We start from the raw sequence: 12,863 nt of genomic DNA on the forward strand, positions 1-12,863 counted from the left end.
GACTGCGCCCGATGGTCCGCAAAAGGCGGTAGAATGCGCATTTTTTGCACGTCCTGGAGCCCGTCTTGCGCGAAATCGTCTTGATCAACATCACCGGTGAGGACCGTCCGGGTCTGACCGCGGCCATTACCGGCGTTCTCGCCCGTGGCGGTGTGAACATCCTCGATATTGGCCAGGCGGTGATCCACGACACCCTGTCGTTCGGCATCCTCGTCGAGATTCCCGGCACCGAGCAGGGCTCCTCGGTACTCAAGGACCTGCTGTTCACCGGCTACGAACTGAACCAGCAAGTGCGTTTCACCCCGGTCTCGGAAGAAGACTACCGCAACTGGGTGTCCAACCAGGGCAAGCCACGCCACATCGTGACCCTGCTGACCCGCAAGGTCACCGCCGAGCAGTTGCAGCGCGTCAGCTCCATCACCGCCAAGTACGGGCTGAACATCGACCATATCGACCGCCTGTCCGGTCGCGTGGCGCTGGACACCCCGGTGGAGCAGGGCAAGGGCTGCATCGAGTTCTCCGTGCGCGGCGAACCGGCCGATCCCCAGGCCCTGCGTGCCGAATTCCTCAGTGTCGGCCAGGAACTGAGCGTCGATATCGCCTTCCAGCAGGATTCGCTGTTCCGCCGCAACCGTCGCCTGGCGGTGTTCGACATGGACTCGACGCTGATCGAGGCCGAAGTGATCGACGAACTGGCCAAGGCCGCCGGCGTCGGCGAGCAGGTCTCGGAAATCACCGAGCGCGCCATGCGCGGCGAGTTGGACTTCCGCGCCAGCTTCAAGGAGCGCCTGGCACTGCTCAAGGGCCTGGACGTCAACGTGCTCGACGATATCGGCGCCTCGCTGCGCCTGACCGAGGGCGCGGAAACCCTGTTCGCCGAACTCAAGCGCCTCGGCTACAAGACCGCCATCCTCTCCGGCGGCTTCACCTATTTCGCCAAGCAACTGCAAGCCAAGCTGGGCATCGACTACGTGTTCGCCAACGAACTGGAAGTGGTCGACGGCAAGGTGACCGGCGTGGCCATCGAGCCGATCGTCGACGCCCAGCGCAAGGCCGACCTGCTCACCGAGCTGGCGCGCAAGGAAGGCCTGCAGATGGAGCAGACCATCGCGGTCGGTGACGGCGCCAACGACCTGCCGATGCTGGCTATCGCCGGCCTCGGCGTGGCTTTCCGTGCCAAACCGCTGGTGCGCCAGTCGGCCAAGCAGGCGATCTCCACCCTCGGCCTCGATGGCGTGCTCTACCTGCTGGGGATGCGCGACCGCGAAGGTGCATGATAGAGCGAATGGTTCTAACCATTCGTCCCTTGTTCCCTGGCGTTCTTTGAGCGCCGACTAGGCTTGCTCGCGTGCGGCCCGTACCGAGGGTCGCACGGCCGGTCGGGACACTGGCCGGTCTCCCATCAGCAACTTCAAGGAGATGAAGTTCATGGCGAACAAGTACGCAGTTCAGAACCAATGGGGCGGTAACAGTGCACCGTGGCATCCGGGTGGAACCTGGCAGCTCGGTGCGCGGGACAACCAGAAGGTGGTGGCCGTCGATATCCGTTCCGGTGACGGTGGCGTGACCTTCAAGGGCCAGATGACCTACTCGGGCGAAGGTCCGATCGGCTTCAAGGCCAAGCGCATCGCCCACAACCGCTACGAAGTCCAGAACCAGTGGGGCGGCAACGATGCCCCTTGGCATCCGGGTGGCGAATGGGTCATCGGCGGGCGCGACAACCAGAGCGTGGTTGCCCTGAGCGTCAAGTCGAACGACGGAGGCAAGAGCCTCGATGGCACCAACACCTATGACAACGAAGGCCCGATCGGCTTCCGCAGTCATATCGAGCTGTAAGCTTTAAGCCGCAAGCTGTAAGGAAAAGCAGCCAGCGCATCGGTCTGCTTTTTCTTATGGCTTGCAGCTTGTAGCTTGCAGCTGCCTCAGGGATCAGGCTTGCGGGGCGACCGGCAGGGCCATGCCCTGGCCCATGGTGACCGGCGAGCCGGCGCCGAGGCTTTCGGCCCACTTCACCTGCTCGGGGCCGAACAGCACGATGGCGGTCGAACCCAGCTTGAAGCGACCCAGTTCGGCACCTTTCTCCAGATGGATCGGCGCACGGGAGGCTTCATCGTAGCGGAAGGTCTTCAGCTCGCGCTTCGGCGGGGTGACCAGGCCGGCCCAGACCGTCTCGATCGAGGCGACGATCATCGCACCCACCAGCACCACGGCCATCGGCCCGCGTTCGGTATCGAACAGGCAGACCACGCGCTCGTTGCGGGCGAACAGCTCCGGGACGTTTTCCGCGGTGGTCTGGTTCACCGAGAACAGGCGGCCCGGCACGTAGATCATCTCCCGCAGGGTACCGGCCAGCGGCATGTGCACGCGGTGGTAGTCCTTCGGCGACAGGTACACGGTGGCGAACTCGCCGCCCATGAACGGCGCGGCATTGGCCGGATCGCCGCCGAGCAGTTCCTGGGCGCTGTAGCTGTGGCCCTTGGCCTGGAAGATGCGGCCGTGCTCGATCGGACCCAGCTGGCTGATGGCGCCGTCGGCCGGGCAGAGGATCGCGCCCGGGGTGTCATCCAGCGGGCGGGCGCCCGGCTTCAGGGCCCGGGTGAAGAAGTCGTTGAAGTGCTCGTAGGCGGTCAGGTCTTCGACCAGGGCCTGGGACATGTCGACCTGGTAGCGCTTGGCGAACCAGGCGGTGAAGGCGTTCTTGAACCAGCGCACGCGGCACTCGGCCACGCAGCCGGCCAGGCGCGAGAGCAGGTGATGGGGCAGCAGGTACTGGCTGATGATGAACAAACGGGATTTCATTGGGTTTCCTTAAACTTCGACGGGCGTGTCCGGATGGTTGCCCCATTCGCCCCAGGAGCCGGCGTACGCCTTGACCCGTGGGTAGCCCAGGTGCTTGGCCACCAGGTAGGTGAAGCCCGAGCGGTGGTGAGTCTGGCAGTGGGTGACGACTTCCTTGTCCTTGCTGATGCCCAGCTGTTCGAGGATCTGCGGCATGTCCTTGCGGATGCGCAGGGCGTCGTTCAGGTCCATGCCGGCGGTCCACTCGAAGTTGACCGCGCCGGGGATGTGTCCGCCCTTGGCGGCGAGGACTTTTTCGCCACGGTATTCGCCGGGGCTGCGCGCGTCCCAGATCGCCAGGTCGGCGGCGCCGAGACGGCTTTGCAGGTATTCGCGGGTGGCGGTGGGCTCGTCATGCAGCACCAGGCTGACCGGCGCCGTAGCGCTGGCCGGGACCTCGGTGCTCAGCAGGTTGGCCGGCCAGGCCTGTACGCCACCGTTGAGGTAGTGGTAGCGCTGGTGGCCGATCACATCCAGCAGCCAGATGAAGCGTCCGGCCCAGCCGCCGCCTTCGTCGTCGTAGACCACGTAGGTGGCGTCGGCGCGATGGCCCAGTTCACTGAAGAGTTTTTCCAGTTCGGCCTTGGCCGGGGCCAGGCCGGGTGCTGGCGGCTGACCCAGTTGCGTGCGCTTGGGATCGACGAAGCGGGCACCGGGAAGATGGCCGCTGCCGTAGCGGTTGACGCTGGTCAGGTCGACCAGGATCAACTCCGGCGAAGCGAGGCGCGGCTGCAGGTCTGCCGGTTCGATCACCAGGGGCAAGCCGGAAAAGTCAGTCATCCAGAAACTCCAGAGCGGAACAGAGGGTGGCGATTGTAGCGCAGGGTCAGGCGCCGCGGTTGCTGAAGGTGGCGAGGGCGCGCTCCAGGCACTGGGCCGTCCTGGCGAAGGCCTGGACGCTGACTTCGGAGAACGGGCCGCCGCCCTGGTCGGCCATCAGCAGCATGATCACCTTGCCGTTGTTCGACAGCGAACGCAGCAGCAGGTGTTCGCCACGGAACAGCACGCGCAGGCTGCCTGGAAGCAGGGCGGAGAACTGCGCGTGGTTCTGCGGGGTGAGGCGAAGTTGTGCCGATTGTGTAAGCAGGCGTTGCAGCAATTTGCTCTGTTCCACCGGTACCGTGAGGCTGGCGGCCTGTTGCGGCAGGCCCGCCAACTGGTGGACGCGCAGGTAGCTTTGGGTCTTGTCGCACATCAACAGCAGCACCCGTTTCATCCCGCAGGCCTGCAGGGCTTCGCGGGCGTAGGTGGTCAGGTGCATGGCGTTGGAGAACGGGCTCGGCTCGGCGAGCAGGTCGGCGCAGTATTTGCGCCAGTCGCCGAGGGCCTTGGTGTCCGGGGTGCTCGCCTGCTGCATGCCGCGCGGGATGTAGCGGGCATCGACGGGCCAGAGCAGCATCTGCGCCGGATGGAATACGCCTTGCAGCCCATGCTTGCGCGCACTGGCCGCCGCCTGCTGGTGGTTCTGCACCTGGACGTCTTCGAGCGCTGCCTGCAGGTACAGGCTGATCAGCTGTTGCCAGCGGCGGATATGGGCGCCGGTCCAGGCATGCTGCGCGGCCAGGGCCACGCCGTTGGCCAGCATCACGGTGTTGGCCGGATGGTTCAGCCAGCGCCGCAGTTCCGGGTCGGCATCCAGCTTCTGTTGCTGGCGCAGCGAGCTTTTGTGCAGGCGGGCGATGTGCATGACCTTGGCCAGCGAGCGGCGCTCTTCCTGCAACAGGTGATAGCCCTGGGTGACCCAGGTCGGCAGGTGCCAGAACTCGGCGAGGGCCTGGCAGAGGCTGAGCAGGCGCACGCCGAACAGCTCGCGCTCGACCTTGGGGGCCGGCTCGCCGCGATGGACCACGCGCACTTCCCATTCTTCCAGCAGTTGCGGATGGGTCAGGGCCAGCGGCCAGAGGGGCGAAAGAAACAGCAGGCTGCCCCAGTGGATGTCCTGCCAGAGCCGCGCCAGGCGGCTGGCGAACAGGCCGCTGGCCTGCTGGCTGGCGTGCTGGCTGATCATCTGCAATTGGCGCAGGGCCAGGGGGATCTGTTCGACGGGCGCGGTCGGCAGGCGCTGCATCAAGGCATCGACGCGGGCCAGGCCGAGACGGTTGAGCGCGACCTCGAGATTCTCTGCCGGCTCGGCGATGGTGGCGTGGGTATGCCGATTCGCTTCGCGCATTACCCCAAGCACCAAAGCCGGACTATCCTGCATCACTTCGGCAATGTCGCGCAGCGAACGGCGGCTGTCCGCGAGCGCTTCTTTCACGCGGTCGTGGCTATGGCACGGGACCGGTAGAGGGGTACCGTCCAGTAGTTTGATCCAGGCGTCTAGAGTCTTCGGATTCGTAGTTGGCACGATGGTTTCACTAAGCATGCTGGAAGTGGGCCAAGCTGGCTTTTCGCCTTGACTGGCTATAGTCTGGCGCAGAACTGCCGATAAGTAGAAGAAGAGATTTACTAACTTCCGTCCTCACCCAAGACCCCGACAGTAAGTGCTTTCTATCTATGGCTAAAATTATCGGCATCATTGTCGTATTCGCGAGCGTGCTAGGCGGATACGTACTCTCCCACGGCAAGATCGCAGCCCTGATCCAGCCTTTCGAGGTGCTGATCATCGGCGGTGCCGCTTTCGGTGCGTTCCTGCAGGCCAACCCTGGCTATATGACCATGCATGTGGTGAAAAAGTCGCTGAGCATGTTCAGCAGCCGCTTTTCCCACGCCTTCTATATAGAAGTGCTCGGCCTGGTCTACGAGATCCTCAACAAGAGCCGCCGCGAAGGCATGATGGCGATCGAGGGCGACATCGAGGATGCCGCGGCGAGCCCCATCTTCGCCAAATACCCGGCGGTGCTGAAGGACGAGCGCATGACCGCGTACGTCTGTGACTACCTGCGCATCATGTCCACCGGCAACATGGCTCCCCATGAGCTGGAAGGCCTGTTCGACATGGAACTGCTGAGCATGAAGGAAGAGCTGGAGCACCCGTCCCACGCGGTGACCGGTATCGCCGACGGCATGCCCGGTTTCGGTATCGTCGCAGCGGTACTGGGTATCGTGGTGACCATGGCCTCGCTGGGCGAGGGTGACCAGGCGGCCATCGGCATGCACGTAGGTGCGGCGCTGGTGGGTACCTTCTTCGGTATTCTCGCGGCCTACGGCTTCTTCGGCCCGCTGGCGACCTCCCTGGCCCACGATGCCAAGGAAGAGCTGAACACCTACGAAGCGATCAAGGCCTCCCTGGTGGCGTCGGCCTCCGGCATGCCGCCTTCGCTGGCCGTGGAATTCGGACGCAAGGTGCTCTATCCGAAGCACCGTCCGAGCTTCGCCGAGCTGGAACAAGCAGTCCGCGGTCGCTGATCCATGGAAAATAATCAGCCGATTATCATCAAGCGCGTCAAGCGCTTCGGCGGCGGCCATCATGGTGGTGCGTGGAAGATCGCCTTCGCCGACTTCGCCACGGCGATGATGGCGTTCTTCCTCGTGCTCTGGCTGCTGTCCACGGCCACGCCGGAACAGAAGATCGCCATCGCCGGCTATTTCAAGGACCCGATCGGGTTCTCGGAAAGTGGCACGCCGTACATCATCGACCTCGGTGGCTCGCCCGAGCTGGCACCGGAAAAGACCATCAACCCGGAACAGCAGGCGGCGCCGACACCGGAAAGCAGCGTGGTCAGCCCGGAGCAGGCCGAGAGCCTGGCCGAGCAGGTCGAGCGCGAGCGCCTTGAGCTGGTCCTGCAGGAACTGCAGAACAAGGTCGAGCAGAGTCCGGAGCTACAGAAGTTCAAGGACCAGATTCTCTTCGAGATCACCCAGGACGGCCTGCGCATCCAGATCGTCGATGCCGAGAACCGGCCGATGTTCGACCTCGGCAGTGCGCGGCTGAAGCCGTATTTCGAAGACATCCTGCTGGCCATGGCCGACACCATCAAGACGGTGCCGAACAAGATCAGCGTCAGTGGCCATACCGATGCCAAGCCGTATTCCGGCAGCGGCGAGTTCGGCAACTGGGAACTCTCGGCCAACCGCGCCAACGCCGCGCGGCGTGCGCTGGTCGCCGGTGGTTATCCGGACGGGCAGGTGGCGCGGGTGGTGGGTTATGCCTCCTCGTCGCTGTTCGACCGCGAGCATCCGCAGAACCCGGTGAACCGGCGCATCGATATCGTGGTGCTGACCAAGAAGGCGCAGCGGGCGATCGAGGGCGAGCAGTCGCCAACGGACGGTCAGCAGGCCCCTGCGACCAACTCGGATGTCACTCCGGCGGCACCGGGTGCTGCGGCGCCCGCCGAGCCGGTGCCAGAACCGATGCAGCCGCAGGAGTTGCGCCAGAAGCTGAATATCTTCGAGGACGGTACCTTGAAGATGGACGAGCCAGGCAAGCAGCAGTAAGCGAGCCGCAATGAAAAGCCCGCCCGGAGCGATCCCGGCGGGCTTTTTTGAGCCTCAAGCTTTAAGCCGCAAGCTGCAAGAAAAAGCCGCCGCGCCGCAGACTGCTCTTTCTTGCCACTTAAGGCTTATAGCTTGCTGCTTTCAGAAGCCCCGGCGCAGGCGGGCCTTCAGGTCCGTGTGGAAAAACTCCGCATTATTACGATTGGTCTCCGCCGCATCCTTGCTGATCGCCCGGCGGAAGGTCTGCTCATCGTGGTAGGCACTGACGAACAGGTCGATATGCTCGCGCCGGGTCAGGGTCGGCCAGCGCTCCAGATAGCCGGGCTGGCTGCCTTCGCACTGGTAGAACGCCAGGCGACGGTTGAGCTGGGTCGCGCTGCCGAGGCTGAAGGGTATCCACCACTCATCCCCGCCACCCTGGCCAAGCACGGTGATCATGTGCGTGCAGGCATTGATGTTGGTGTTGAACAGGGTGCAGATGTCGTCGGTGGTCTGCCGGGCCTGCGGGTCGAACAATTCGAGGCAGGTGTTGATGCCTTCGAGCTTGAGTCGTTCGTTGATTACGAACGCGTCGAGGCGGTCTGGGTGGCGGTAGCTGATGAATACAGGCATCACGAGGCGTCCTTTCTGGTGAAAGCGGCGACGATCAGTGAATTCCTTCAACCCGGCAATAGATGGCTAGAAACAAAGAACCGTCCTACGTTGCCGTATGAACGGTCCTACAGAAATGGACTACAGGATCAGTAAGTGTCCTGCGGCAGGCTGGCGATGATCGAGCGGTAGCTGTTCATCCGTTGCTGCTGGATCCGCCCGTCTTCGAGGGCCTTGAGCAGGGCGCAGCCGGGCTCGCGGTCATGCTTGCAGTCGCGGAAGCGGCAAGTACCGAGCAGGTCGGTGAACTCGATGAAGCCGGCTTCGACGTCGTCACGGCTGACATGCACCAGGCCGAATTCGCGGATACCCGGGGAGTCGATCAGCTCGCCGCCACCGGGGAAGTGGTACAGGCGCGCGGTGGTGGTGGTGTGCTGGCCCTGGCCGGACCACTCCGACAGCGCGCCGACCCGGGTCTGCACATCCGGCAGCAGGCTGTTGACCAGCGACGACTTGCCGACCCCGGACTGGCCGACGAACACGCTGATGTGGCCGTCGAGCATCTTCTTCAGTTGCTCCATGCCATCGCCCTGGTGCGCCGAGACTTCCAGCAGCGGATAGCCCAGTTGCCTGTAAACCGCCAGCAACGCATTCAGTGCCGGGGCGTTCTGCTCGTCGATCAGGTCGGCCTTGTTCAGCAACAGCAGCGGACGGATGCCGGCGTGCTCGGCCGCCACCAGGTAGCGGTCGATCAGGTTGGCGTGGGGCTCGGGTGCCGGGGCGAAGACAATCACGATCAGGTCGACGTTGGCCGCCACCGGCTTGAGCTGGCCACGGCTATCGGGCCGACACAGCTCGGTGCTGCGCGGCAGTTGCGCGACGATCACGCCGATACCCTGGTTGCCGGCGCGCCAGACCACGCGGTCGCCGGTCACCAGCGCCGGCAGGTTGGCGCGCAGGTGGCAGCGGAAAACCTGGCCGGCTTCCTCGCCGTCATCGGCCTCGACCTCGACCTGCACGCCAAAGTGGGCGATCACCAGGCCGGTCTGTTCAGGCCCCAGGTCGCCGCCTTCGAGCACCTCCAGGGCGCGCTCCTCGCGTTTGGCCGCACGGGCGGCGCGTTCTTCCTGGATTTTTTCGATGCGCCAGTTCTGGCGGCGGTTGAGCTGGCGTTTGGCCATGAATGTCTCGTCGATTTAAAGCGGGGATGTTGAAACGGCGTCGAGTTTAGCACGCTCCACTAGGCTAAACTGCGCAGCTACCGAGGAGTCCGACTTATGCAAAACCCACAGAATCTGATCTGGATCGACCTGGAAATGACCGGTCTGGACCCTGATCACGACGTCATCATCGAGATGGCGACCATCGTTACCGACAGCAACCTGAACACTCTGGCCGAAGGCCCGGTGATCGCGATCCATCACAGCGACGAAATCCTCGCCCGCATGGACGACTGGAACACCCGTACCCATGGTGCGTCCGGCCTGACCCAGCGCGTGCGCGAAAGCACCATCGACATGGCCGAGGCCGAGGCGCAGACCATTGCCTTCCTCGAGCAATGGGTGCCGAAGGGCAAGTCGCCGATCTGCGGCAACAGCATCTGCCAGGACCGCCGCTTCCTGTATCGCCATATGCGCGGGTTGGAAAACTACTTCCACTACCGCAACCTGGACGTCTCGACCCTGAAAGAGCTGGCCGGCCGCTGGGCGCCTGAGGTGAAGGACGGGTTCAAGAAGGGCAGCACGCACCTGGCGCTGGATGATATTCGTGAGTCGATTGCCGAGTTGCAGCACTACCGCAAGCATTTCATCAAGTTCTGAGTCGTGGCCACTGGCCCTATCGCTGGCAAGCCAGCTCCCACAGGGTTCGGCAGCGCCTCGGACACTGTGGGAGCTGGCTTGCCAGCGATGAGGCCATCAGCATCACTAGAAGTCTTGTGCCCCCTTTTGGTGCCAGCAGCAACTGGTTAGACTGCGCGCCTTTCTGCCAGGACCCCGCGCCATGCTGTTGATGCTCTACCTCATCGCGATCACCGCCGAAGCCATGACCGGTGCGCTGTCCGCCGGCCGCCGCGGCATGGACTGGTTCGGGGTGGTGCTGATCGCCTGCGTCACCGCACTGGGCGGCGGTTCGGTGCGCGACGTGCTGCTGGGCCACTACCCGCTCACCTGGGTCAAGCACCCGGAATACCTGGTGCTGACCAGCGTCGCCGCGCTGCTGACCATCTTCATCGCGCCGCTGATGCGCCATCTGCGCTCGCTGTTCCTGGTGCTCGACGCCCTGGGCCTGGTGGCCTTCACCCTGATCGGCTGCATGACCGCCCTGGAACTGGGCCACGGCATGCTGGTAGCGTCCATCAGTGGCGTGGTCACCGGGGTCTTTGGCGGCATCCTCCGGGACATCTTCTGCAACGACATCCCGCTGGTGTTCCGCCGCGAACTGTATGCCAGCGTGTCCTTCGCCGCCGCCTGGTGCTACATGGGCTGCGTGTACCTCAAGCTACCGGCCGAGCAGTCGATCCTGATCACCCTGTTCGGCGGCTTCCTGCTGCGGTTGCTGGCGATCCGCTTCCACTGGGAAATGCCCAAGTTCCACTACAACGACGAGCACTGACGCTCGGCGTGCTGCCTGAGTGCCCATTCCACATGCTCGCGGACCAGCTCGGACGGGTAGTCGCGGCGGGCATTGAGGGCGTCCAGCACCGGGATGGTCGACGGCGCATTGCCCAGACCGACCGCCAGGTTGCGTAGCCAGCGCTCATAGCCGGCACGCCTCAGTGGCGAACCCTCGGTGCTGGCGAGGAAACGCTCCTCATCCCACATGAACAGCTCCGCCAGGCCGGCATTGTCCAGGCCATGGCGCGGCTTGAAGTCGTTTTCCGCCGTCTCCTTGGCGAAGCGGTTCCACGGACAGACGATCTGGCAGTCATCGCAGCCGAACACCCGGTTGCCGATCATCGAGCGCAGTTCCTCGGGAATCGCGTTCTTCAGTTCAATGGTCAGGTAGGAAATGCAGCGCCGCGCATCCAGCACGTAAGGCCCGACGAAGGCCTTGGTTGGGCAGATATCCAGGCAGGCGCTGCACCGGCCGCAATGCTCGGTGGCCTGGGCTTCGTCCACCGGCAGCGGCAGGTCGACGAACAGCTCGCTGAGGAAGAAATAGCTACCGGCCTTGCGGTTGAGCAGCAAGGTGTTCTTGCCGATCCAGCCGAGGCCGGCCTGTTCGGCAATGGCCTTTTCCAGCACCGGGGCGCTGTCGACGAAGGCGCGGAAGCCGAACGGGCCGATTTCCTTCTGGATGCGCTCGGCCAGGTGCTGCACGCGCTTGCGCACCAGTTTGTGGTAGTCGCGGCCGAGGGCGTAGCGGGAGATATAGGCCTGTTCCGGCTGGGCCAGGCGCTGGGCCATCTGGGTGTCGCCGGGCAGGTAGTCCATGCGCAGCGAGACCACGCGCACGGTGCCGGGCACCAGTTCGTCGGGATGGGAGCGCTTGCTGCCGTGGGCGCCCATATAGTCCATCTCGCCGTGGTAGCCGGCTGCCAGCCAGCGTTCCAGGTGCTGTTCGTGCTCGGCCAGCTCCACGCCGGCGATGCCGACGTGGGCAAAACCCAGTTCGCGCCCCCATTCCTTGATGGATTGGGCGAGGGCGGGGAGGTCGATGGAAGAGACGGACATGCGAAATAGGGCAATAAAAGGACAGGTGCGTATAATTCTGCCAGACATCGGAGCCCAACGACGCATGCCTCAGACCAAACACCCTTCACACGAGCCGCTGGTGCTCACCCGTGACGCCCTGGCGAGCCTGCCGGCGCGGCCATTCAATGCCCACAAGGGGCAGTTCGGCCATGTCCTGATCGTGGGTGGTGATCGCGGCACCGGCGGCGCCGTCCTGCTGGGTGCCGAGGCCGCCTTGCGCTGTGGCGCGGGGCTGGTGTCCGTCGCCACGCGTCCCGAGCATGTAACCGCCGCCCTGGCCCGGCTTCCCGAGGTCATGGGCCTTGGCGTGCACTCGGCCAACCAACTGATGGCGCCGATCGAGCGCGCTTCGGTGCTGGTGGTCGGGCCCGGACTGGGCCAGGCCGCCTGGGGCCGCAGCCTGCTGTCGGCGGTGGCCAGTTCGGCCCTGCCGCAGATCTGGGATGCCGATGCCCTGAACCTGCTGGCCTCGGCGCCCATGGCGCTGGTGCGCGGCAGCATCATTACCCCGCATCCCGGCGAGGCCGCACGGTTGCTGGGGATTTCCACCGAGGCAGTGCAGGCCGATCGCCCCGGCGCGGCACGCAAGCTGGCGCGCAAATATGCGGCGGTGTGCGTGCTCAAGGGCGCCGGGACCCTGGTTGCCGATCCCCATGGCCAGTTGGCGCTGTGCAAGCGTGGGCATCCGGCCATGGCGGGGGCCGGCCTGGGCGATGTGTTGAGCGGTGTGCTCGGCGCCTTGCTGGCCCAGGACATGAGCGCCTGGGATGCCGCCTGCCTCGGCGTCTGGCTGCACGCCTGCGCCGGTGAACGCCTGGGTGACCAGGGGCGCGGCCTGGCGGCCCATGATCTGGTCCCGTCTATTCGTCAGTTGTTGGAGGAGCATTCAGCGTGTCAGGCATAACCCTGTTTCTGGCCGACGAGCAGGCCATGGTCGACTTCGGTACCCGGGTCGCCCAGGTCACCCAAGGCCATGGTGTGATCTTTCTTGAAGGCGACCTCGGCGCCGGCAAGACCACCCTGTCCCGAGGCATCATTCGCGGCCTCGGGCATACCGGTGCTGTGAAAAGTCCTACATTTACTGTTGTGGAACCCTACGAGATTGGTGAAGTCCGAGCTTTTCACTTCGACCTTTATCGCCTGGTCGATCCGGAAGAGCTGGAATTCATGGGGATTCGCGACTATTTCGAAGGCGACGCACTGTGTCTCTTCGAGTGGCCGGACAAGGGTGAGGGCATTTTGCCAAAGCCGGACCTGACCATTACCATAAGCCCCCAGGCGGGCGGCCGGTCGTTGAGCCTGTCGCCGCAAGGTGCTCGCGGTGAAGCCTGGTGTGCCGCTCTGGCCGTGGAATTCAAATAG

The 12,863-nt window shown here is 64.3% G+C and carries 14 protein-coding genes; 8 read left to right on the top strand and 6 right to left on the bottom strand.

The window, feature by feature from the left end; genetic code table 11:
- Positions 1-65 precede the first annotated feature (65 nt).
- The gene (gene serB, locus AC2CQI_RS22855) at positions 66-1,277 is read left to right on the top strand and encodes a phosphoserine phosphatase SerB (RefSeq protein WP_075804782.1); all 1,212 of its coding nucleotides are present in this window, start codon (positions 66-68) and stop codon (positions 1,275-1,277) included.
- Positions 1,278-1,428: 151 nt separating this feature from the next.
- Positions 1,429-1,836, top strand: coding sequence for a lectin OAA family protein (locus tag AC2CQI_RS22860; RefSeq protein WP_178392029.1), 408 nt, complete (start codon positions 1,429-1,431; stop codon positions 1,834-1,836).
- 93 nt (positions 1,837-1,929) lie between these two features.
- Here AC2CQI_RS22860 and asd read toward each other — a convergent pair whose 3' ends face one another.
- Genes asd through AC2CQI_RS22875 form a run of 3 tightly spaced genes read right to left on the bottom strand, consistent with a single transcriptional unit; the run spans position 1,930 to position 5,203 of the window.
- Positions 1,930-2,799, bottom strand: a complete 870-nt coding sequence (gene asd / locus AC2CQI_RS22865; protein WP_484577959.1) for an archaetidylserine decarboxylase — start codon at positions 2,797-2,799, stop codon at positions 1,930-1,932.
- Between the two features lie 9 nt (positions 2,800-2,808).
- Positions 2,809-3,618, bottom strand: a complete 810-nt coding sequence (locus tag AC2CQI_RS22870) for a rhodanese-like domain-containing protein (protein WP_484577960.1) — start codon at positions 3,616-3,618, stop codon at positions 2,809-2,811.
- A 46-nt stretch (positions 3,619-3,664) separates the two neighbouring features.
- Positions 3,665-5,203 (bottom strand): HDOD domain-containing protein, encoded by a 1,539-nt coding sequence (locus tag AC2CQI_RS22875; protein ID WP_484577961.1) that lies wholly within the window; start codon positions 5,201-5,203, stop codon positions 3,665-3,667.
- Between the two features lie 131 nt (positions 5,204-5,334).
- On the opposite strand from AC2CQI_RS22875, the gene motA reads away from it, so the two are divergent.
- Positions 5,335-6,186, top strand: a complete 852-nt coding sequence (motA, locus tag AC2CQI_RS22880; protein WP_075804777.1) for a flagellar motor stator protein MotA — start codon at positions 5,335-5,337, stop codon at positions 6,184-6,186.
- A 3-nt stretch (positions 6,187-6,189) separates the two neighbouring features.
- Entirely contained in the window at positions 6,190-7,215 is a 1,026-nt protein-coding gene (gene motB / locus AC2CQI_RS22885; RefSeq protein WP_484577962.1) for a flagellar motor protein MotB, read from the top strand.
- A gap of 141 nt (positions 7,216-7,356) precedes the next feature.
- Here the strand turns inward: motB and AC2CQI_RS22890 are convergent, their stop codons facing one another.
- Together AC2CQI_RS22890 and rsgA are read right to left on the bottom strand one after the other, a co-directional pair.
- The gene (locus AC2CQI_RS22890; protein ID WP_075804775.1) at positions 7,357-7,827 is read right to left on the bottom strand and encodes a toll/interleukin-1 receptor domain-containing protein; all 471 of its coding nucleotides are present in this window, start codon (positions 7,825-7,827) and stop codon (positions 7,357-7,359) included.
- Positions 7,828-7,955: 128 nt separating this feature from the next.
- Entirely contained in the window at positions 7,956-8,987 is a 1,032-nt protein-coding gene (rsgA, locus tag AC2CQI_RS22895) for a small ribosomal subunit biogenesis GTPase RsgA (RefSeq protein ID WP_484577963.1), read from the bottom strand.
- A gap of 96 nt (positions 8,988-9,083) precedes the next feature.
- On the opposite strand from rsgA, the gene orn reads away from it, so the two are divergent.
- Together orn and AC2CQI_RS22905 are read left to right on the top strand one after the other, a co-directional pair.
- The gene (orn, locus tag AC2CQI_RS22900) at positions 9,084-9,626 is read left to right on the top strand and encodes an oligoribonuclease (protein WP_484577964.1); all 543 of its coding nucleotides are present in this window, start codon (positions 9,084-9,086) and stop codon (positions 9,624-9,626) included.
- Positions 9,627-9,807: 181 nt separating this feature from the next.
- Complete coding sequence (locus tag AC2CQI_RS22905) at positions 9,808-10,419, top strand: trimeric intracellular cation channel family protein (RefSeq protein WP_075804772.1); 612 nt, start codon at positions 9,808-9,810, stop codon at positions 10,417-10,419.
- On the opposite strand, the gene queG is transcribed toward AC2CQI_RS22905, so the two are convergent.
- A complete protein-coding gene (gene queG, locus AC2CQI_RS22910; RefSeq protein ID WP_484577965.1) occupies positions 10,401-11,480 on the bottom strand; it encodes a tRNA epoxyqueuosine(34) reductase QueG in 1,080 nt (359 codons plus the stop codon). The genes AC2CQI_RS22905 and queG overlap by 19 nt on opposite strands.
- 64 nt (positions 11,481-11,544) lie before the next feature.
- Between queG and AC2CQI_RS22915 the strand changes: the two genes are divergently transcribed.
- Together AC2CQI_RS22915 and tsaE are read left to right on the top strand one after the other, a co-directional pair.
- Positions 11,545-12,405, top strand: a complete 861-nt coding sequence (locus tag AC2CQI_RS22915; protein ID WP_484577966.1) for an NAD(P)H-hydrate dehydratase — start codon at positions 11,545-11,547, stop codon at positions 12,403-12,405.
- Positions 12,393-12,863 (top strand): tRNA (adenosine(37)-N6)-threonylcarbamoyltransferase complex ATPase subunit type 1 TsaE, encoded by a 471-nt coding sequence (tsaE, locus tag AC2CQI_RS22920; RefSeq protein ID WP_484577967.1) that lies wholly within the window; start codon positions 12,393-12,395, stop codon positions 12,861-12,863. Before AC2CQI_RS22915 ends, tsaE begins: the two co-directional genes overlap by 13 nt.

Source organism: Pseudomonas sp. P2S-1 (assembly GCF_057197725.1).